This window comes from Mycolicibacterium tusciae, assembly GCF_002086795.1.
Taxonomy (GTDB): Bacteria; Actinomycetota; Actinomycetes; order Mycobacteriales; family Mycobacteriaceae; genus Mycobacterium; species Mycobacterium tusciae.
Genome location: NZ_MVIM01000006.1, coordinates 1 through 20,000 on the forward strand (window position 1 = coordinate 1; position 20,000 = coordinate 20,000).

The following is a 20,000-nucleotide window of genomic DNA, read 5'->3' on the forward strand; positions in this document are numbered from 1 at the left end:
CCGCCTCGTCGACAAAGACGGCGGCTGGACCACCACCATCAACGACCAGGGCGACGCCGAATGGCACCCACCACCCGGACTCGACACCGGCCAAACCCGCATCAACCACTACCACCGCCCCGAACTACTCCTGCGCCCACCAGACCAGGACGACGGCAACACCGAACGCGGACCCTAGGGGTCAATCCCGTTCGGCGATAAGGCCTTCCTGTGCCAGCGTCGCCGCGATGACACCATCGGCGCGGATCAGGCTGCCGGTCACGACGCCACGTCCCCGTGCGGCGGCGGGCGAGCGTGTCTCAAGCAGGTTCCACTCGTCGGCGCGCACCGGCCGGTGAAACCAGATCGACGAGTCGGTGGTACCGCTGCGATGCGTACGCGCTTTCATCGAATGTCCGTGCACCTGCAGAGCCGGATCGATCATGTACACGTCGGTGACGAACACCCCGACCAAGGTATGCACCGCTTGATCGTCGGGCAGCGCCGCCGTTGTCCGCCACCAGAATCGGCGTACGAAATCTTCACCGGTGCCCTCGTCGGAGATCCTGATGTCGAGTTCGTCCAACGGCATCGACGGCGCCGGCCCCGCTGGACCGCTCGGTGCGAGAGAGTCGGGGTCGTGCGGCATCGAGGACCGTGTGCCGTGTTCAGGACCGGGCAACTCGATGGCGAAAGACACCGTGGCCGTCGTCAACAGCCGGCCGTTCTGTCGGGCGTCGACACGACGCGCGGCTGCGGTCCGTCCGTCGAAAACCCTTGTCACGGCGTACTCGACGGGATCGCCGGCGTCGCCGCCGCGCAGGAACTGCAAATGCATGTTGGTCGGCGACCGGTCCGTGTCGACGGTCCGCCAGGCCGCGGCGAGGCTCTGTGCCATGAACTGGCCGCCGTAGGAACGCTTTCCCTCCGGACCGCTGGCCGGGCCGACCCAGGTGTCCTCGCTGTCACCCTGGTTCAGATCGAACAGCCCCAGCAGTGTGCTCATTCCACCGTCCCCGCATCAGTCAGGCGCGTGATGTCGTCCGCGCTCATTCCCAACCACTCCGCGAGCACCGCCGCGGTGTCGTCTCCGAGCGCAGGGGCGACGGCCGCGGCCGGGTAGACGCCGCCGATCGCCATCGGCAACCCTGGCGCCAAATACTCGCCGATGCGAGGCTGGTCGAGCGGGGTGAACATCGGATTGGCGGTCACACGCTCGCCGCGCGCCGCTTCGTCGAACGTTTGGTACCGGTCCCACAACACAGACGTCGTCGACAGGGCGTCGGTGACCTCCTGCGCGGTGTGGTGCGAAAACCATTCGTTGAAGAGCCCGAACAGCGCGCCGCGGTGTTCGTACCGCTGTCCCTCGTCGGTGAAGTCCGCCTCCAGCGATTCTGCCAGCGCGGCAACGGCTTTCGTCGTCTCGGTCAGCTCGGTCAGATCGCGGAAGTGCCTGCCGGTCAGGGCGACGATCATGAACGACGCGCCGTCGGCGCTGGTGAAGTCCTGGCCGTATTGGCCGTACACCGAGTTGCCGATCCGCTGGCGGGCGGTGCCGTTGATCATGACCTCGGTGAAGAATCCCAGGTTGCCCGCCGTCGCCAGGGCGACGTTCTCCAACGGAATGCTGATCCCCTGGCCCTGTCCGGTGGCGTCGCGGTGGCGCAGCGCGGTAACGACGGCAAGCGCGGTGTAGATACCGCAGCTGACGTCCCATGCGGGCAGGACATGGTTGACCGGAGTGGCGAGCTCGGCAGGACCGGTCACCATCGGAAATCCGATCGCGGCATTCACGGTGTAATCGACCCCCGTGCCGCCGTCCGCGCGCCCCGACACCTCGACGTGGATCAAATCAGGCCGCAGCGCCGTCAGGGTCTCGTAGGAATGCCATTGCCGCCCAGCAACATTAGTGATCAGCACCCCACTGTCCGCGATCAGCCGCTGCACCAGCTCCTGCCCGTCAGCCGAACGCATATCGGCGGCGACCGAACGCTTGCCCTTGTTGAGCCCCGCCCAGTAGATGCTCTCGCCGTCGTCGGTGAGCGGCCAGCGCCGGTAGTCCGCCGCTCCCCCGATCGGATCGACGCGGATCACCTCGGCGCCCAGTTGGGCCAGCGTCATCCCGGCCAACGGCACCGCGACGAAGCTGGAGATCTCGACGATGCGCACGCCGGCCAGCGGCCGGATGGGGTCCGAACTCACCCGGTCAAGCTATCAAGCGTCCAATCCATGCCTCAGGAGCGCGCGAGTTTGATCGCGGCTGCCTCGATGGTGTCCTCTGACAGCAGGACGTGCAGCGCCGCGTCGCCGAGGGGGATGAAGCTGTCGTTGCTGGCGACGCGATCGAGCCGGCCCGCGAAACCGTGCTTCATCAACGTGGCCAGCACACCCTCGCCGACCCCTCCGGTCTCGCGGGTTTCGTCCACGATCAGCACTCGCCCGGTGGCGTCGGCCTCGCGCAGCATGTCATCCACAGGCAGCGGCGCCAACCATCTCAGGTCGACGACGCGAGCGTCGACACCGGCCGACGCGAGCCTGTGCGCGACCCGCAGGCTCATTCGCAGTCCGTTGCCGAAGGTGAGCATCGTGAGATCCCTGCCCTCGCCGTACGTTCGTGCCCGGCCGACTGCCACGCCGGACTCCGGGTAGCACGCGAGCCAGCCGTCGTCGTTGTCCTCGTGGAGATCTCGTGCGTGATACAGCGCGATGGGCTCGAGGAACAGGCACACAGCGCCCGCTTGGGCCGCCGCCGCAGCGCACGTGTGCAACATCGCCGCGGCGTCATCCGGACGCGCGGGCGACGCGATGACGACACCCGGGATGTCACGCATCGCGGCGATCGAGTTGTCGTTGTGAAAGTGCCCGCCGAAACCCTTCTGGTAGCCGTAGGCGGCGACCCGCACGACCATCGGATTGCGGTACTGGCGGTTGGAGAAGAACTGCAAGGTCGCCGCCTCGCCACGAATTTGATCGGCGGCGTTGTGAAAGTAAGCGAGGTACTGGATTTCGGGAATCGGCAGCAGGCCCGAGACGCCGGCCCCGAGCGCGAGACCGAGGATGGCCTGCTCGTCGAGCAGCGTGTCGAATACGCGGGCCGAACTGGTCGCCGCCAGCAGTCCGCGTGTGACGCCGTACACCCCGCCCTTCCGGGCGACGTCCTCGCCGAAGATCATCGCCTCCGGGTAGCGGTCCAGAATGTCGTGCAGCGCACGGTTGATCGCCGTCGCCACCGTCATCGGCGCATCCGTCTCGCCGGACTTGACCGAGGCGACCAGCGATGCGGGCACGGCGTCGCGGATGGCCTGGCTCGCGGCACGCAGCGGCTCCATCACCGCATGCGCACTGTCGAGCTGCGCACGTTCGCTGATCTGGTCGGCGAGTTCGATGACGTTGGCGCGCTTGGCTTCGTAACGGTCTAGCGCCTCCGCAGGTGTCAGCACGCCGGTGTCGATCAACAATTTCGCGATGCACAGCACCGGATCCCGGGCATAGTCCGAGGCGATCTCCTCCGGACGCCGATATGCCGGCTCGTAATCCGAGCCGGCGTGACCCATCAACCGCACCGTACGCAGGTGCAGGAATGCCGGTCGCCGCCGAGTCCGCACCCAGTCTGCGGCCGCGGTCGCCGCATCGAAGGTCGCCGCGAGATCCGCGCCGTCCGCGGCGAAGTACGCCAAGTCGTCACGCCCGCCGTACGTCCGCTCGATCCAGCCGCGCGGCGTCTGAACGCTGATGCCGATTCCGTTGTCCTCGCAGACGAACAGCAACGGCATCGGCACACCTTGATACGCGGAGTGCAGTGCCGTGTTGATCGCCCCGACCGCGGTCGAGTGGTTCACCGACGCGTCGCCGAAGCTGCACACCGCGACCGCGTCGTCGGGCCACGCGCACGACACTCCCAGCTTCTTGGCCCGCGAGATCGAGAACGCCACGCCCACCGCGCGCGGTAGGTGCGATGCAATGGTCGACGTCTGCGGAATGATGTGCAGGTCGTGGCGGCCGAACACCTTGTGCCGCCCGCCTGCGATCGGCTCATCGGTGGCCGCGACACATCCGAGCAGCACATCGCGCAGCGCCTCGCGACCCTCGACCAGAGCGGCGCGAGCCAGATAGAAAGCGCCGGACCGATAGTGCAGCAGCGCAGGATCGGTTGGCCGAAGCGCGGCTGCCACCGCGCAATTGCTCTCATGGCCCGATGAACCGATGGTGTAGTAGCCCTTGCCCCGCGACCTCAAATAGCGCGCGGCCAAGTCGAGATGGCGGCTGCCCAACGCGACGTCGAACAGCGTCAAACAGACGCGCGCCGACAGCACCGAACCGGCCCGGATGGGTTCGTCATCCGCGGGTCGCCGCTCGGTCGCGGCCATCGCCGAGATCGTCGCCGTGAAGTAGTCATCGATGGGGTCTGCCACGAAGCTCCTGCGCTAGGGACTCAATGTCGTGCGAGCCAATGCGTTTCGAACGAACTGAACGATCTTCGCCGCGTCGGTTCGGTCGTGGTCCTGATCCGGATCGTAGATTGCCAAGCTGGCGCCCACACAGTGCGCCCGCGACCCGAACAGCGAAACGACCAGATCGGTGAGCTGATCCCAGGTGAGGCCGCCGGGTTCGTCCGCGACATCGGGTAATCCCTGCGCGGGAAAGTCGACGGGGTCGAGCACGTCCAGATCGATGTGCAGCCACCACCTGTCGACGTGAGCGGCGAGTTCGGTCATCGCGGCGCGTCCCGCACCCGCCGGATCGTCAGCCACCTCCGCGAGCGGGGCAAGCCACACGCCGCTGTCCGCGAGGGTGCCGACATTGAATCGCCGCCTCCACGCATCGTCACGGGGGCCGAGCACGATCAGGTGTTCGGGCCGCAGTGCCGGCAGTCGATCGCCCAGGCCGCCGGCGAGCAGCCGACCGGTCAAGCCGAGCAACAGGCCGATCTCGGTGTTGGCCGCCTCCCCGTCCTCCGATACGTCGAGCGGCATGGTGTCTTCGTGCCCGTCGACGAATACCAGCCCGACATCGCCGACATGATCACGCAGACCGGTCACGATGCCGAACAGTGACGAACAATCGCCGCCGTAGACGACAGGGAAACGTCCGGCCACGACTGCCTCACCGACACGGATGTTCAGCGCGTCGGTCATGGCGAGCAGCGCGGTTTCGTTGATGAATCCGGTCGATGCGCCGCGTCCTCGATCGGGCTCGGGCAACTCCAGATCATCGGTCGTGACGTAGTGATGGTCGAAGGCATCTGCCAGTCCGGCGTTGTGCAGCACCTCGGCGGCCCTCGCTTGGTTCCCGGGACGGCCGTAGCCATCGAAGGGCACCCCGATCAGTTCGATGTCGGCCATCGCCGTCACACCAGTTCGATCGCCTCGGCGATGGACGGCAAGATGCGGCTCGGGCGGAACGGATACCGCTCGATGTCTTCGACGGAGGTCGAGCCCGTCAGCACCAGGATGGTTTCCAGCCCGGCCTCGATGCCGGCGACGACGTCGGTATCCATCCGGTCGCCGACCATCACGGTGTTCTCCGAGTGCGCCTCGATCCGGTTGAGCGCGCTACGGAACATCATGGGGTTGGGCTTGCCCACGAAGTACGGTTCACGGCCGGTGGCCTTGGTGATCATCGCCGCCACCGAGCCCGTCGCGGGCAGCGGGCCTTCCGCCGACGGCCCGGTCACGTCGGGATTGGTAGCGATGAAGCGGGCGCCGCCGAGAATCAGGCGGACGGCCTTGGTGATCGCCTCGAAGGAATACGTCCGGGTCTCTCCCAGCACAACGAAGTCGGGGTCCACGTCCGTGAGTGTGTAGCCCACGGCGTGCAGCGCGGTCGTCAGGCCGGCCTCGCCAATCGTGTAGGCCGACCCGCCGGGCAACTGGTCGGCCAGAAACGTCGCGGTGGCCAGAGCGGAGGTCCAGATCGATGCCTCGGGCACGGTCAGGCCGGAGCGCAGGAGACGGGCGGACAGATCCCGCGGCGTGAAGATCGAGTTGTTGGTCAGGACCAGGAAGGGACGCTGCTTATCGACCAGCCGTTGCAGAAACTCGGCGGCGCCAGGCAGCGCGTGTTCCTCGCGGACGAGCACGCCGTCCATATCGGTGAGCCAGCATTGCGGTTCTGAGCGCACGGGTCCAGTGTGTCAGGCCGCGCGCCGTCCGTAGGGATTCCGGACTCAGCCCATCGGCAGGTCGGGCATCGGAGCGTTACAACGGTCACGGAAATCCGCCGCGGCCTGCCGCACGGCGCGCAGCTCGTTGCTCACCTGAGGGTTCGCGTCGAAGTACGCCTGGATGTCGGCGGTCATCTGATCGCGGGGCTTGCCCTTGAGACTGGTGAAGAACGCATTCACCTCCGGATGCGTGAACAGGTAAGACGACGTCCCTGCGGATACGCCCGCCATCACACCGGCAAGATCGGCGGCGGTGCAGTTGGGCGGATCGGCGGCGGCTGTTGCCGCGCTGCCGAAGAGCATTGCACCAGCCATCATGCCGGCGCCTAGAACGCTGCGAGAGAACATATGAAGCTCCTTACTCGAATGGACAATCGGATCTTGGTGCTGCTCGATCAGCGTGGGCCGACGCCAGGGCGCCCCCCACCGCCGCCGCCGCCGGGACCACCACCGGGGCGGTTTGGACGTCCGGGATCCCAGATGATGTCGACACCCCAGTCGTCGCTGCAATACCAGGGGTCGGCGCAGTAGCCCGGATAAGCCGGACCCGCTTGGGGGGCAGTCGGACCCCCGCCGCGCACGGTGCCCTGAGCGCACACGGTGGCGCCGCCGGCGTTTGTGCAATCCGCCAAGGCCTCGGGTGCCCCAGCTAGGGCGATGGGTACTGACGCAAAAGCCAACCCCACGATCAGATACCGCACAAATTGATTCACGGCTCCCCCTTTCGACAAGTGAAAGGACCCGTCTGCCCGCAGAATACGGTCAAGTTCGCATCAGACGACGGTATTCGCAATAATGACCTGCAACGAGGGCGAGACGCGGGAATCAGCGTTGGCAAACCTCGGCCGTCCGAACAATAAAGCGCCTGAGCCCAGCTAACTTTCAGCACTCCCGTACCAATATGCACGGCCGCGCAATTGCCGGGCGTCAAGCCCACTGACTCCGCGAAAAGTCATGCGGCCCAATTGCCCAGTGCTAATGTCCGACCTATCTGGTTTGAGAAATGGGGCGGAAATGTCATCATCAGACGCCGTGTGGTCGAAGCCCGCCGCAATGGCCATCCCCAAAGAGGGTTACTTCGAACTCGAGCGGGGCCGCTACGGTCCGGTCTTTCCCAGGACGCCTGCCTGCTACGGCTTCTCAATCATTGCGAAAGTGAAAGAAGGCCGCGAGGACGCGATCCGGGAACACGGTAAGACCATCCAAGCAGCCATCACCGAAACGCCGGAGTTCCTCGCTCCACTGCGACTGCACTACCTTCGCTGGGTCCTGTTTGATATCGGCGACGGCCTGACCTTCCAGTACCAGGGGATCTTCGACACCGACTTCGACAAGTACACCGAGGACGCCGTGCGGCTGTTCGGCCAGAGCGGGATCAACACGGTGTTCACCAACCTCGAGGGGTTCCCCGAGGATTGGAAGGAGAACCCGGACTCGTTCGTGAAGTTCGTCCGCGAGCATCACTACCCGAGCTTCCTGGAGTACGGGGAGTACCCCTACGTCTCAGCCGACGAAATCAAGAAGGCGCTGCGCCTGAAGTCCGCCTTCTCGGACATGCTCGACCAGATGCAATAGCCGTCGGGCGCCACAAATGCTCGAACTTGACGACATTCAGCACATCCTGCTGACGAGAACGCCGGCAATCACCGGGCGCTATGAATTCTTGACGTTCGACACCCAGGCCGGTGGCCGGGCCTGGCTGTCGGAACTGCTCGGCCTCGTGCAGTCCGCGGCGGACGCCACCGAAACCATGGACGAAAGCCGGCGGTGGATCACGTTGGCGTTCACATGGACCGGCCTGCGCGCACTCGGCGTGCCCGAGGAGTCGCTGTCCACCTTTCCCGATGAGTTCCGCGAAGGGATGGCGTCCCGCGCCGACATTCTCGGAGACACCGGACCGAATCACCCTGAGAACTGGGTGGGCGGCCTCGCTGGCGACGATGTGCACGCCATCGCGATCCTGTTCGCCCGCGACGACGAGCAGTCCCGGATATCCATCGAGAACCACGACAACCTGCTCGCCCGCACAGAAGGCGTCCGCAGCCTGTCGTTCCTCGACTTGAACGCGACGCCTCCGTTCAACTACGCCCACGACCATTTCGGTTTCCGCGACAGGCTGTCGCAACCCGTCATGGAGGGCTCGGGCGAGGAACCCACGCCGGGTTCGGGCGCACCGCTGAAACCGGGCGAATTCATCCTGGGGTATCCGGACGAGGATGGACCGGTCGCGAATCTGCCGCAGCCCGACACACTCTCTCGCAACGGAAGCTTCATGGCGTACCGGCGCCTTCGGGAACACGTGGCCGAGTTCCGCGACTACCTACGGGAGAACTCCGAGACGCCGGAAGGCGAGGAGTTGCTCGCGGCCAAGTTCATGGGTCGCTGGCGCAGCGGGGCCCCGCTGGTGCTGGCACCCGACAAGGACGACCCCGAGCTGGGCGCAGACCCGATGCGTAACAACGACTACAACTACAAGGAGATGGACCCGTTCGGCTATGCGTGTCCGTTGGGTTCCCATGCGCGACGACTCAACCCTCGTGACACCGCACACAATATGAACCGTCGCAGGATGATCCGGCGCGGGGCCACCTACGGACCCGCGCTCCCCGACGGCGCGCCCGACGACGGCGTCGACCGCGGCATCGCCGCATTCATCATCTGCGCAGACCTCGTTCGCCAGTTCGAGTTCGCACAAAACGTCTGGATCAATGACAAGGCGTTCCATGAGCTCGGCAACGAACACGACCCCATCTGCGGCACCCAGGACGGTACGCTCGATTTCACCGTTCCCAAGCGGCCAATCCGCAAGGTGCACAAAGGTATACCGGCCTTCACCACCCTCACCGGTGGTGCCTACTTCTTCCTTCCCGGCGTCAATGCCCTGCGCTACCTGACGACATTGGGCAGGCAGGACATGTCATGACCGCGGCCCGCACCTACAACCAAACTCACGTCGCGCGGAAACAGAACGGTCGCCGAAGGATCGGCATCTACTGGACGTGGAGCTATCCGTGGGAAGCGCAACGCGATCCTGGCGAGATGTACAACCGCTTCTCGACCATGACCGAAGTCCGAAACGCGTTGTGGCCCAGCTACGAAACCACCGAGTACGAGAAGTCCCACTTTCTACAGGGCATCGCCGGAACGCTGGAACTGTTCCACCGTTCGACGCTGGCCTTCCAGGAACTCGCGGGTGAGGTAACCGGCCACCCGGTCGCCGTGTTCCAACGCATCGACCAGGCCGGCTACCAGCTGCCGATCGATGAGCGGGTTCTCGCCGACACCGATACCTTGATGGTTTTCGGACTCGACCACATCCTCTCCGAGCAGGAGGCGGCACCGGAGGAGATCGCGGCCATCAAGGAGTGGTTGAAACGCGAGGGCACCTGTCTGCTGCTGGCGCCGCACCACGATGTGGGTTTCACCGACGACTTCACGCAACGGCAGATGGAGTTTCAGCACCACGGCGACCCATTGGTGCCCCGCCAACAGCGGTTCGGTCAGTACACGAGGTCACTCATGAGGGCCCTCGATGTGCCTGTTCACAACACGTGGGGGCTGCGCCCCGCAGTGGTGGAGGGCACCAAGGAGATCGCCCCCCTGACGGGCCTCCGTGATCTGGATGGCGCTCAGTTGCTCGACAACGTAACGACCTTCAACTTCCACCCGCATCTCCCCCACTACGAACTGACCGCACCCGAGAGCGACTCCCTGCGCGTGCTCGGACGCCAGCGCGTGGACCCGAACCGCCCGCATCCGTTCACCGCTGCGGGCAATACCGAGTTCAACGCGCTCATCTGGATGCCCCCGCATGGCGAGCGGGCCGGCGACATCGTGCTCATCGACTCCACGCACTTCACCACACTGTTCGGCGGCACCGACAGCCTGCGCAATCTCTGGCACAACCTGGCCACCATGAAATAGCACCCGCCGTTCAGGTACTGCATCACGCACTATCTCGGTTGGTTGGGTACTCCGGGGAACAACTGCACATCCGGGCCGGAGGTCACGTAACCCATCTGTTTGGTGATCAGATGCGGCGCGAAAACAGCGCCGTAGAGCACGTTTCCAACAACACTGACGGCGACGACGGAAACGATCGCCGACTGCACACGCGTCTTGGACAGCTTGTCCGACCACATCTCGACGACATTCCGCCCCTCCGCATCCCGCCGACCGAGCAGGTAGGTGAAGACCATCATCTGGATGCCCATCGCGATGGCGTCGTAGATCGGGTACTGATGCAGCGTGCCCTCGAACAGGCCGAGACCCGGAATCACATAGGCGTAGTAGAAGACTCCCAGCCGCGCGCCGAGGCCCGCGTTGAAGATCAGGGCCCAGCAGAAACCGACGACGAGGCCGACGATCAACAAGGTTTGCGGCTGTCGCCAGTCGAATCGTGTGGACAACCGCCGTCCGATGGCCGCGCCCGTGACCGCGGGAATGCAGAAATAGCCGATGTACCCCAGCGGCACCGACGACGGCAGCCCACCCCAGGTCATGTTCAACGGCCACCATGAGGGCATGCGTGGCAGCGCCGGCGGGAATTGGGCGTACATCGCCCAGTCATAGGGCGCCTCGATCCACGAGAACGAGATCGCCGAAATGCACAGCAGAAGCAGCGGGTGTAACCGGCCGCGCCGGACACTCAAATAGATGCCGGCGATCACGAACAGGATGCCGCTGCCCCAGCCGAAGGCGTTGGACGCGATCAGCAGCGGCGTCATCTCGGTGTTCATCGGTTGGCCTCGTCGACGGTCTGCTTTTCGCGCGAGCGCTCATCGTCGCGCGGGCGGCGCGCGTCGGGGTCGAAGTAGATCACCGCACCGAATATGAGGATGATCAGCCCGAACAGAGTGCCCAGCATGATGAGTTGGCCCACGAGCATCCCTTCACAGCGATCGATCAATAAATAATAGTGGATACTATTACTGGGCTCCGGTCAAGGACAGCTATCGTGAAGGGCCACCGACCGCGCAGTGCGGGGAGAGTGAGAAGCCGTGCCGCAGCGACGTTCATCGGGAAGGCAGACCCCCCCGACGCCACGTCGCCCACGCGGAGAGGCACGCAGGCTACTGCTCGACGCCGCCCGCGATCTGTTCGCCCGCCAGGATTATCGCGCCACGACGACGCGGGAGATCGCCGAAGCCGCCGGGGTCACCGAGTACTTGTTGTTCCGCCACTTCGGTTCGAAGGCCGGGTTGTTCCGCGAAGCACTCGTCCTGCCGTTCACGAACTTCGTCGACGACTTCGGCAAGACTTGGCAGGCCGTCGTCCCCGAGGAAACCGACGAGGAAGAATTGACTCGGCAGTTCGTCGGCCACCTCTACGACGTGCTCGTCGAACACAAAGGCCTGCTGCTGACCCTTGTCACCTCGGACGGGCTCAGCGACGAGGAGATCGAAAGCGCCGGGATCACCGATATCCGGCAAGCGCTCACCCTGCTCGGCCAGATCAGCGGCGAAGGCATGCGCCTCCGTGGGCTGCATTCAGGTCACCCGGATCTGCCCGCACACTCCACGGTGGCCATGATCGTCGGCATGGTGGCGTTGCGGTCGACGTTCTTCGGCAACCGTCCGCCGTCGCGAGAGGCGATCGTCAACGAACTCGTCCAGTCGACGCTTCACGGATTCCTCCACCGCCCGTAATTCGCGCCTATCCCCCAGGTCCGTTGGGCCACTTGAGCAATGAGCCCGCATCGACCCGGATCTGCTGACCGGTGATATAACGACTGTCATCGCTGGCCAGGAAAGCGCCCAGCTTCGCCATGTCCACGGGTTCGATATACGGGATCGGCATGGCTTGGAAGATGGTGAACAACGGCTCGGCGTCCTCGCGGGTCGCCTGCTTACCCTCCATGGTCAGGTCCGGTCGGAACATGCTGTACATGCCGTCGTTCTGCAACAGATGGGTGTTGCAGTTGGTCGGATGAATGGCATTGACGCGGATCATCTTGTCCGCCAGAGCCATCGACATCTCTTCCACATACTCGATCAACACGCGCTTGCTCCAGCCGTAGCCCCTGCCGCCGGGACCCATGTTCGGGTTGTCGGTGGTGCCGCGGATCATCCCGGCGGTGGATCCCGTGATGATCACCGAGGAACCATTGGGCAGATGCGGGAGGGTGACGGCAACGGTGTTCATCACACCGAGCAGGTCGACGTCGCTGGCGTCGACAAACGACATCGCGTCGAAGGCTCTCCCCATGGCCATCGGCAGGATGCCGGCGTTTGCGACGACGATGTCGATCTTGCCGAGGTCGGCGACCCCCGCGTCGACAGCGTCGCGCAACTCGTGACGCTCCCGGACATCGGCGACGCGGGCGACGATGCGGCGTCCGATTTCCTTGACCGACCGCTCGGTCTCCGCGAGATCGTCGGGAGTCGCCAACGGATAGGGGTTGGATGGGATGTCGCGGCAGATGTCGACTGCGATGATGTCGGCACCCTCCTTGGCCATCTCGATCGCATGTGCTCGACCCTGCCCGCGGGCCGCACCGGTGATGAAGGCGACCTTGCCGTCAAGTCTTCCGGTCATGTCGTACTCCTCGAGTGCTGTCGAAGCTAGGGGTTCGCGGTGTATTCCACGTGCAGTGCCGTCAGCCCGCGCATGATGAATGTCGGCTCGTACCCGTACTTTCGATCGTCGGCCGGCCCGTGCATCTCCTCGGAGATGCGGATGTCGGCCATCCGGTCGAGGATCCGATTGATCGCGATGCGCGCCTCTGACCGCGCCAACGGCGAGCCGGGGCACGAATGCGGACCGCGTCCGAAAGCGACGTGCTCACGCACGTTGGACCGGTCGTGCCTGAACTCGTTCGGATCTTCGAACTTGCGCGGATCGCGGTTGCTGGCGCCGGGCAGCATCATTAGGATCGTCCCGGCGGGAACGTCGTAGTCCCCGATGGTGGTCGACGTGCGCGCCAGCCGGAAGTGGCTCTTGACGGGGCTTTCCATCCGCAGGCACTCCTCGAGGAACGCCGGGATCTGCGAGCGGTCGTCGCGAAGAGACTTCTGGACGTCAGCGCGCTCGCCGAGCACCCGCATCGCCGTGCTCACGAGTTTCGTCGTCGTATCCGTACCCGCTGCGAACAGGAACGTCGCGAGCTTGACGACCTCGTCGACCGGCGGCACCGACCCGTCCGGGTATGTGGCGGCGGCGAGTTCGGTCAGCACGTCCTGTCGAGGCTCTCGACGCCGGTCGGTGATGTACTCCGTGAACTTCTCATCGAGCCACATCAGCGGGTTGTGTGCGACGGTCTCGCCTTGGTTGCCGTCGACCTCACCGAGGGGCTCGGCCCCCATCATCTGCTTGAACTCCTGATGGTCTTCCGCCGGGACGCCCAGCAGATCGGCGATCACCAACAGCGCCAACGGTTTCGCGAAGTCCTCCATGAACTCGCACGAGCCGCGGTCGATGATCTTCTCGAGCTGCTGGTCGACCAGACGCCACATGAACTCTTCGTTTTCACTGAGCCGCTTCGGTGTGATCAGCCTGCTCAGTAGCCCACGCGTCTTCTGATGTTCGTCGGCGTCCATGGTGACCACGTGCTCCGCCATCGGAATCGCGGCGCGGTGTTCTTCGATGAGGGCGCCGATGTCGTCGCCTTCCGGGGTGAACGGCAACGGCGGGAACGGACCTGCCACCGCGACACACGACGACATCGCCGGATCCTTGTAGGCGGCGAGCGCTTCTTGGTGCCCCGTCACCGCCACCACGCCGTATGGTGTCGCCCGCTGCACTGGACACTTTGAACGCAGCTGGTCGTAGTACGTGTACGGGTCGGGAATCAGCGACATGTCGGTGAAATAGTCGATCGACTCGAGATCGCTCATCGCGCGGGCTCACTTCCTGCCGGCTGCGGATCGAACAGCACCGGTACCGATGTCGGCGACCGGAACACCTGTCCCCGCACGTGCGGATCGTCACCGTCGGGATCGAGCCTCAGGTTCGGCAGCCGGTCGAGAAGCAGATTGATGGCCGTTCGCATCTCCAACCGGGCGAGGTGCATGCCAAGGCATACATGGACACCGTGGCCCCACGCCAGATTGCTCTTCTGCTGACGGAAGATGTCGAACTTGTTTGGCTCGGGAAAACGCTCGTCCTGGTGTGTGGCCGAGCCCAACATCGGCATCACGGTCGCGCCCTTGGGAATCTCCACGCCACCGAGGACCGTGTCCTTGGTCGCCACCCGTGTGATGGTCAGCAGCGGCGGTTCCCACCGCACACCCTCCTCGATGGCTTGTGGAAGCAACGAGCGGTCGGCGCGGATGGCCTCGAGTTGATCCGGATTCGACAGCAGAGCCAAGAGCAGGCTGCCGAGCGAGCGGTAGGTCGTCTCGACACCGGCGGGCAGCAGAAGCCGAAGGAACGAGAAGATCTCCTCGTCACTGAGCTTCTCCCCGTCGATCTCCGCGGCCGCCAGTGCGCTGATCAGATCAGCGCGCGGCTCGGCCCGGCGTGCTTCGAGAATCGGTGCGAAGTAATCACACAGTGCAGCCGAAGCCGCCAGTCCCCGTTCGGGATTCATGAGCCAGCTCAACAGGGATATCGACCAGCGCTGGAACTGCGGATAGTCCTCCTCCGGCAATCCGAGCAGGCCGGCGATGATCTGGCTCGGATAGTCGAAGGTGAACTCCTTGACCAGATCCGCTTTGCCGTTGGGAGCGAACTTGTCGATCAGACCGTTGGCCACTCGGCCGACGAGCTCGTCTTCCCACCGCGCCAAGGACTTCTGCGCGAATGCCTTCGACACGAGGCCGCGAAGCCGACCGTGGATCGGCTCGTCCATGCCGAGCATCACCCCTTCGCCAAGCACCGGGCCGAAGGCGGCGATGACCGCGGCCGACGAGAAGGTCTCGTTGTCGCGCAGCATCTGCTGGACGTCTTCGTGGCGATACACGATGAACATCGGTAGCGACTCTTCGTGCGGAAGCGCCCCGGATGTTTCGAGCCGCTGCACCGGCTCCTCGCGGCGGATCCGCGCCAACTCCGTGTACGGGTCACGAACGTCGCCCGAGATGGCGTCGTCGAAGGCCCCGAAGTCCTCGAGATCGTCGAATAGATCTGACAAGTCCGCTCCTCCTACTGGGCTGGGTAGGCCACCGATTTCACCTCGGTGTACTGGCTGAATCCGGCGACGCCGTTCTGACGGCCGACGCCGCTGTCCTTGTAGCCGCCGAAGGGGGTGTCCGCCCCGTATCCGGCGGTTCCGTTTAGTCCGATGAAGCCGGCCCGCAGCCGGCGCGCGACGGCAAGGGATCGATCGAGTGAACTCGACATCACGTTCCCCGCGAGCCCGTAGACGCTGTCGTTGGCGATGCGGATGGCATCCTCTTCGTCCTCGTAGGGGATGACGACGAGGACGGGGCCGAAGATCTCTTCCCGGGCGATGGTCATCGAGTTGTCGACATCGGTGAAAAGGGTTGGCGTGACCCAGAATCCCCTGTCGAATTCTTTGGGCGCCTCAGGGCTTCCGACGAGCATCGTCGCGCCCTCGTCGACGCCCTTTCGGATGTAGCCGAGGATGCGCTCCTGCTGCTTGGCGGAAATCACCGGCCCGCAGATGGTGCCGGGATCCTGCGGGTCTCCGGCCTTGATGTTTTCGTAGATGCCCCGCAGGATGGCCACGCCCTCGTCGTAGCGCGACCGCGGCAGCAGCATCCGGGTCGGTGCCGCGCACCCCTGGCCCGCGTGCATCAGGGGGCCGATTCCGATCAGACACGCCGTGTTGAAGTCCGCGTCCTCGAGCACGATGGTCGCGGACTTCCCGCCGAGTTCGAGGAACAGGCGCTTCATCGTCCCGGCGCCCTTCTCCATGATCCGCTTGCCCACCACCGTCGATCCGGTGAACGAGATCATGTCGACCTTCGGCGACAGGGTGAGTTCCTCGCCGACGAAGTGATCGGACGCGGTGACGACGCTGACGACACCCGCTGGGATATCGGTCTTCTCGGCGATGAGCCGCCCGAGCCGGGTCGCGTTGAACGGGGTGTTTGGTGCGGGTTTGAGCACGACGGTGTTGCCGGTCGCCAGGGCCTGCCCGAGCTTGTTGATCGTGACCTCGAACGGGAAGTTCCACGGCACGATGGCGCCGACCACGCCGACGGGTTCGTGCCACACCTTCCGTCGGGTGTTGACTCCGGTCACCGATACGACTTTGTCGCCGAGGTCGGCTTCCCATTCGAAGGTGTCGATCAGCCTGGCGGGATACTTCAGACCGTCCTCCAGCGGCGCATCGAGGTGCGGGCCGTGCGTCACCGCTCGCGGCGCCCCGACCTCGAGGATGAGCTCTTCTCGCACCTCCTCGAGCTCGCTCTCGATCGCGTCGTGCAACTGCAGCAGGCAACGCTTCCGAAGCTCCCGGTTGGTCGACCAATCGGTGTCGTCGAAAGCCCTTCTGGCAGCGTCGATCGCGCGGCTCATATCGGCGTTAGACGCGTCGGCGACCTCACCGAGGACGTCTTCGTTGGCGGGATTGATATTGGTGAAGGTGCCTGCTTCACCGTGGACGAGCTCGCCGTCGATCAACATCCTCGACTCGAATTTCACGGCCGTGGCTTCAGTCATTGGGCCTCACTCCTGTCGGGTGCCGGCTTTGCAGGCGAAAGCCGCATCGCCAGCGACGCTAACCGGGTCAGCACCGGCTGCGGAAGGACCTTGGCGGCGAAGACCATCGCCCGCTGCGCAGTGGTAAGCGGGTAGGCCCCTTCCCGCATCGAGCCCTGCCGGGGGATGCCCAACACCAGTCGCGACATGTGGTGCATTCCCGGGGCAGGCATCAGTCTGTTGGACGCCAACAACATTGACGCGTCGGGGCCCACGCCGTGGCGACGGAAGGCTCCGCGGTCCGCCAGCGCCTTCACCAGGCCGTCGGCGAACCGCTCGGGCGAGCGGGCGAACTTCATGGCGAACCGGCCACGACTGTTCATCGACTGGTGCAGTCGGGCGTAGGGACCATTGAAGTCGCGGTCGTCGGTGGTGCCCGCATCGGTGATGATGTCGGTGTCGTAGGTCCCTGTGACCAGAACCGTCACGCCGAGCCCGAACGGGGCGATCTCGCATGCCAACGATTCACCCCACCGTTCCATCGCGCCCTTGCTGGCCGAGTACGGTGCGGTGCCCGGCTGACCTCGCACCCCTGCCGTGCTGCCGACGAGCACGATTCGGCCCTCGCCCGCCGCGCGCATCGACGGCAGTAATGCCTGCGTCAGCGCGACCGGACCCATCACGTGAGTGGCGAACATCCGTTGCCACAGTTCGATATCCGTCTCCTCCATCATTCCGGCGGAGGAGATGCCCGCGTTGTGCACCAATGCATACGGCGTCCCGACACGCTCTTCGATTGCCTTGGCGGCGGCGCAGATCGAAGCCGAATCAAGCAAGTCGAGCTGGACGCCGATCAGCCGATCGTCGCCTTCGCTCGCTCCCGTTGCCGCAAGCAGCAGCGGCATTCCCCTGTCGGGCGTCCGCATGGCGGCGACCACCCTCCAGCCTTCCCGGTAGAGCCGCGCGGCCGAGGCGAGCCCCAGACCGCGGGCCGCGCCGGTGATGACGACAGTGCGAGGTTCAGTCATTTGCGTTCTCAGAGGCACAACGGTTGCTCTTCGACCCCAACTCGACGTCGGTGTTGCGGGATGGCCCCTGCTGCCAGGTGGCCCACTTACCGACCGAGTACGGTCCTTCGGCTCCGTTCGCCCGGTAATACCCTTGCGGGTCATAAATTTTCGCCTCGGGGTACGGCCACGGACACGCGACCGACGTGGCCAGGCCACTGGCCTTGATGGCCCAGAACCAGCCGCCGTAGGCGAAGTACGACACGTTGATGATCGCGAACATCACGATGAACATGCCGAGTACTGGTTTCTTCGGGAACAGCTTGGCCTTCGCAGCCAGCTTCTCCGCCACCGACTTCCCCGTGTCGTCGCGGTACACCAGGATGGCTGCCGGGATCATCACGAAGGTCACCGACAGCGACTCCCAGATCAGCGGGAACTGGAAAGTGCTGCCTGGAAACAACGTGCCGAATGGAATCGCCTGCGAGTAGATGTACAGCCCCGTGCGGACCAGGCTGATCTCCAGGATTGCGTCGAAGATGAAGCCGATCACCAGCACCAGCCCACCCAGGCTGATCAGTGGATGCCGGCTCACGAACGCTTCTGGTCCGTACTTGGCCTGCCACTTGCGCAGGATCCAGATCGCCGGGAAGTAGGGCCCGAAGTAGAAGGTCACGTACCCGAACACGATGAACGGTTCGACGGTCGGCGACATCATGATCAGCGGCCAGGACTCCGGCCAGTGCATCAACGCCGGGTTGTACACCGCGTACGGCGACCAGTTCATGATCGGGTCCTGCCACACGATCAGCGTGGTCACGAGGACCATCATCAGCACCGGGCTGCCGGGGTTCTTTCGCCAACCTCGGATGAAGACGATGGTCAGCACCACGACCATGATCAGGGCGCCGATCTGCGGGATGACCTGCCAGTGATCGAATCCGGTCAGAAACCCGACCGGACGGGGCCGCCCCTCGACATTCGGGTTGGCCACCCGCGGGTCGACGGCGACACGGCCGACGGCGAGAAACAACCCGAGGAAGCCGAGCCACGCGAGCAGAGCGATCACTCGGCCCCAATTCGGGCCGGTGCGTGCCGATTTCGGCGAGTCGTCCGTAGTGTCGGGCGGGATGGATTCCTGGGTGGTCATCGATCAGCCTTCCTCTCCAAAGCGGTCGACCAAGTGCGAGTTCACGCCGTCGGCGTCCAGGGTTCGGGCCACCAGGTAGCCGGCCCCCATCCACGCGCGGCGGGTCCACTTCCCGAACGACACGCGAGTGCCGGGGGCCCCGGACGCTGCGGGCATCATCTTCACGCGTTCAAGCGCTTCCTTGACTCCCCGCGGGGAGAGAGGATGAGCGTCGGTGAAGGCACGCACCAACGTCGAGGCGGCATCGTGGTTCACGACCGTCACACAGAACTCGGGGCGACTTCCGTTGTATCTCTTGGCGTAGCGATCCAAGAAATCCTGACCGACCTTGTTTCCCTCGTCGTACTGATCGACGCCGATCCAGCCCATGAACCCCTGCCACATCACCGGGTTCACCCATGCGTTCTGGAACGCCGTGGTGGTGAAGCGCGGTGGGTCCCAATTCAATTCTTCCAATGCGGGATTGACGAAGATGATTCCGAAGCCGAAGCCGAGATGCACGATCGCCTCGGCCTTTGCATCATGCAGACTGCGCACCGCATCGGTGACGTCCTGAGCGGTCTGGGCGATCGCGGCCTCGGCGACGATGCGAATACCCTTGCGGCGGCAAGCACTCCGCAGATTCGTCAGATAACTCTCGCCGATGAGGTTCTGTTCGACCAACACACCGATCTCGCTCAGTCCACGTTTCGCAATCAGGTCAGCCACGAAGATCGGTTCGTCCGTCATCGATCCCTGAGGAAACGCGAACGTCCACTCGCCCAGCCAGTCGTCGGTTCCGGTAACGCTGAGTGCCGGCACCTTGAAGCGCTCTTCGATGGCCTCGCGCACCGCCACGCAATTGTCGGTGATATTGGGTCCGAATACGACAAGGCAACCCTCGTCGACCAGTTCGCCGTAGGCGTCGATCACAGCCTTGACCGAGCCTTTCGGCAGGCCTTCGACCTCGCGGTAGATCATCTGCACCGGCCGGTCCATCAACCCCTGCTCGACCGCCTCCTCGAAGACCAGGTCGAAAGTCTGGGTGAACGAGGCGAACAAGTCCTCGGGGAAGCCCGGTGGCAGCGTGAAGTCCATGAGGTACCCGACCTTGATGGGTTCCGCGGTGCTCTCGTAGGACATTCGAACCCCCTCTGACACTCGACCTAATATT

20 protein-coding genes and 1 pseudogene are annotated in these 20,000 nt (G+C 64.6%); 5 read left to right on the plus strand and 16 right to left on the minus strand.

Going from position 1 to position 20,000, the window contains the following annotated elements; all coding sequences use genetic code 11:
- Positions 1–178, plus strand: a pseudogene (locus BST47_RS31755) (HNH endonuclease signature motif containing protein); the annotation flags it as partial.
- Between the two features lie 3 nt (positions 179–181).
- On the opposite strand, the gene BST47_RS12595 reads toward BST47_RS31755, so the two are convergent.
- The 7 genes from BST47_RS12595 to BST47_RS12625 are packed head-to-tail and all read right to left on the minus strand — an operon-like array spanning position 182 to position 6,855.
- Positions 182–985, minus strand: coding sequence for an acyl-CoA thioesterase (locus tag BST47_RS12595; protein WP_083125879.1), 804 nt, complete (start codon positions 983–985; stop codon positions 182–184).
- Complete coding sequence (locus tag BST47_RS12600; RefSeq protein WP_083125880.1) at positions 982–2,181, minus strand: CoA transferase; 1,200 nt, start codon at positions 2,179–2,181, stop codon at positions 982–984. Before BST47_RS12600 ends, BST47_RS12595 begins: the two co-directional genes overlap by 4 nt.
- Positions 2,182–2,213: 32 nt before the next feature.
- Positions 2,214–4,391, minus strand: a complete 2,178-nt coding sequence (locus BST47_RS12605) for a thiamine pyrophosphate-dependent enzyme (protein ID WP_207568594.1) — start codon at positions 4,389–4,391, stop codon at positions 2,214–2,216.
- A gap of 12 nt (positions 4,392–4,403) precedes the next feature.
- Positions 4,404–5,321 (minus strand): arginase family protein, encoded by a 918-nt coding sequence (locus BST47_RS12610; protein ID WP_083126148.1) that lies wholly within the window; start codon positions 5,319–5,321, stop codon positions 4,404–4,406.
- A 5-nt stretch (positions 5,322–5,326) separates the two neighbouring features.
- Positions 5,327–6,100: an HAD-IIA family hydrolase gene (locus BST47_RS12615; protein ID WP_083125881.1), complete on the minus strand. Its 774-nt coding sequence runs from the start codon at positions 6,098–6,100 to the stop codon at positions 5,327–5,329.
- 45 nt (positions 6,101–6,145) lie between these two features.
- Complete coding sequence (locus BST47_RS12620) at positions 6,146–6,490, minus strand: heme-binding protein (RefSeq protein WP_083125882.1); 345 nt, start codon at positions 6,488–6,490, stop codon at positions 6,146–6,148.
- A 47-nt stretch (positions 6,491–6,537) separates the two neighbouring features.
- Positions 6,538–6,855, minus strand: a complete 318-nt coding sequence (locus BST47_RS12625) for a hypothetical protein (RefSeq protein ID WP_083125883.1) — start codon at positions 6,853–6,855, stop codon at positions 6,538–6,540.
- A gap of 301 nt (positions 6,856–7,156) precedes the next feature.
- Between BST47_RS12625 and BST47_RS12630 the strand changes: the two genes are divergently transcribed.
- The 3 genes from BST47_RS12630 to BST47_RS12640 are packed head-to-tail and all read left to right on the plus strand — an operon-like array spanning position 7,157 to position 10,066.
- Positions 7,157–7,717, plus strand: coding sequence for a hypothetical protein (locus BST47_RS12630; protein ID WP_083125884.1), 561 nt, complete (start codon positions 7,157–7,159; stop codon positions 7,715–7,717).
- A 16-nt stretch (positions 7,718–7,733) separates the two neighbouring features.
- The gene (locus tag BST47_RS12635; RefSeq protein ID WP_083125885.1) at positions 7,734–9,065 is read left to right on the plus strand and encodes a Dyp-type peroxidase; all 1,332 of its coding nucleotides are present in this window, start codon (positions 7,734–7,736) and stop codon (positions 9,063–9,065) included.
- Positions 9,062–10,066, plus strand: coding sequence for a hypothetical protein (locus BST47_RS12640; protein ID WP_083125886.1), 1,005 nt, complete (start codon positions 9,062–9,064; stop codon positions 10,064–10,066). Before BST47_RS12635 ends, BST47_RS12640 begins: the two co-directional genes overlap by 4 nt.
- 29 nt (positions 10,067–10,095) lie before the next feature.
- Here BST47_RS12640 and BST47_RS12645 read toward each other — a convergent pair whose 3' ends face one another.
- Together BST47_RS12645 and BST47_RS30675 are read right to left on the minus strand one after the other, a co-directional pair.
- Positions 10,096–10,881, minus strand: a complete 786-nt coding sequence (locus BST47_RS12645; protein WP_083125887.1) for a spirocyclase AveC family protein — start codon at positions 10,879–10,881, stop codon at positions 10,096–10,098.
- Complete coding sequence (locus tag BST47_RS30675) at positions 10,878–11,024, minus strand: hypothetical protein (protein ID WP_165799784.1); 147 nt, start codon at positions 11,022–11,024, stop codon at positions 10,878–10,880. The genes BST47_RS12645 and BST47_RS30675 overlap by 4 nt, the downstream gene beginning before the upstream one ends.
- Before the next feature lie 118 nt (positions 11,025–11,142).
- On the opposite strand from BST47_RS30675, the gene BST47_RS12650 reads away from it, so the two are divergent.
- Positions 11,143–11,790 carry a TetR/AcrR family transcriptional regulator gene (locus BST47_RS12650; RefSeq protein WP_083125888.1) on the plus strand — a complete coding sequence of 216 codons (648 nt, stop codon included), beginning with the start codon at positions 11,143–11,145 and terminating at the stop codon, positions 11,788–11,790.
- Between the two features lie 7 nt (positions 11,791–11,797).
- Here BST47_RS12650 and BST47_RS12655 read toward each other — a convergent pair whose 3' ends face one another.
- From BST47_RS12655 to BST47_RS12685, 7 genes are read right to left on the minus strand one after another with little or no spacing between them, the layout of a single operon-like run.
- The gene (locus BST47_RS12655; protein WP_083125889.1) at positions 11,798–12,679 is read right to left on the minus strand and encodes a mycofactocin-coupled SDR family oxidoreductase; all 882 of its coding nucleotides are present in this window, start codon (positions 12,677–12,679) and stop codon (positions 11,798–11,800) included.
- Between the two features lie 26 nt (positions 12,680–12,705).
- The gene (locus tag BST47_RS12660; RefSeq protein ID WP_083125890.1) at positions 12,706–13,977 is read right to left on the minus strand and encodes a cytochrome P450; all 1,272 of its coding nucleotides are present in this window, start codon (positions 13,975–13,977) and stop codon (positions 12,706–12,708) included.
- Positions 13,974–15,215 carry a cytochrome P450 gene (locus BST47_RS12665; RefSeq protein ID WP_083125891.1) on the minus strand — a complete coding sequence of 414 codons (1,242 nt, stop codon included), beginning with the start codon at positions 15,213–15,215 and terminating at the stop codon, positions 13,974–13,976. Before BST47_RS12665 ends, BST47_RS12660 begins: the two co-directional genes overlap by 4 nt.
- Before the next feature lie 11 nt (positions 15,216–15,226).
- Positions 15,227–16,711: an aldehyde dehydrogenase family protein gene (locus BST47_RS12670; RefSeq protein WP_083125892.1), complete on the minus strand. Its 1,485-nt coding sequence runs from the start codon at positions 16,709–16,711 to the stop codon at positions 15,227–15,229.
- Positions 16,708–17,718, minus strand: coding sequence for an SDR family oxidoreductase (locus tag BST47_RS12675; RefSeq protein WP_083125893.1), 1,011 nt, complete (start codon positions 17,716–17,718; stop codon positions 16,708–16,710). The genes BST47_RS12670 and BST47_RS12675 overlap by 4 nt, the downstream gene beginning before the upstream one ends.
- On the minus strand, positions 17,711–18,847 hold the full coding sequence (locus tag BST47_RS12680) for a spirocyclase AveC family protein (protein WP_083125894.1): 1,137 nt from the start codon (positions 18,845–18,847) through the stop codon (positions 17,711–17,713). The genes BST47_RS12675 and BST47_RS12680 overlap by 8 nt, the downstream gene beginning before the upstream one ends.
- A gap of 3 nt (positions 18,848–18,850) precedes the next feature.
- Positions 18,851–19,969, minus strand: coding sequence for an ABC transporter substrate-binding protein (locus BST47_RS12685; protein ID WP_083125895.1), 1,119 nt, complete (start codon positions 19,967–19,969; stop codon positions 18,851–18,853).
- Positions 19,970–20,000: the final 31 nt, after the last annotated feature.

Bases quoted from the DNA above. Each gene is read 5' to 3' on its own strand.
- BST47_RS12595 (WP_083125879.1), bottom strand. From the start codon at position 985: ATGAGCACACTGCTGGGGCTGTTCGATCTGAACCAGGGTGACAGCGAG.
- BST47_RS12610 (WP_083126148.1), bottom strand. From the start codon at position 5,321: ATGGCCGACATCGAACTGATCGGGGTGCCCTTCGATGGCTACGGCCGT.
- BST47_RS12620 (WP_083125882.1), bottom strand. From the start codon at position 6,490: ATGTTCTCTCGCAGCGTTCTAGGCGCCGGCATGATGGCTGGTGCAATG.
- BST47_RS12630 (WP_083125884.1), top strand. From the start codon at position 7,157: ATGTCATCATCAGACGCCGTGTGGTCGAAGCCCGCCGCAATGGCCATC.
- BST47_RS12635 (WP_083125885.1), top strand. From the start codon at position 7,734: ATGCTCGAACTTGACGACATTCAGCACATCCTGCTGACGAGAACGCCG.
- BST47_RS12640 (WP_083125886.1), top strand. From the start codon at position 9,062: ATGACCGCGGCCCGCACCTACAACCAAACTCACGTCGCGCGGAAACAG.
- BST47_RS12645 (WP_083125887.1), bottom strand. From the start codon at position 10,881: ATGAACACCGAGATGACGCCGCTGCTGATCGCGTCCAACGCCTTCGGC.
- BST47_RS12655 (WP_083125889.1), bottom strand. From the start codon at position 12,679: ATGACCGGAAGACTTGACGGCAAGGTCGCCTTCATCACCGGTGCGGCC.
- BST47_RS12660 (WP_083125890.1), bottom strand. From the start codon at position 13,977: ATGAGCGATCTCGAGTCGATCGACTATTTCACCGACATGTCGCTGATT.
- BST47_RS12670 (WP_083125892.1), bottom strand. From the start codon at position 16,711: ATGACTGAAGCCACGGCCGTGAAATTCGAGTCGAGGATGTTGATCGAC.
- BST47_RS12675 (WP_083125893.1), bottom strand. From the start codon at position 17,718: ATGACTGAACCTCGCACTGTCGTCATCACCGGCGCGGCCCGCGGTCTG.
- BST47_RS12680 (WP_083125894.1), bottom strand. From the start codon at position 18,847: ATGACCACCCAGGAATCCATCCCGCCCGACACTACGGACGACTCGCCG.
- BST47_RS12685 (WP_083125895.1), bottom strand. From the start codon at position 19,969: ATGTCCTACGAGAGCACCGCGGAACCCATCAAGGTCGGGTACCTCATG.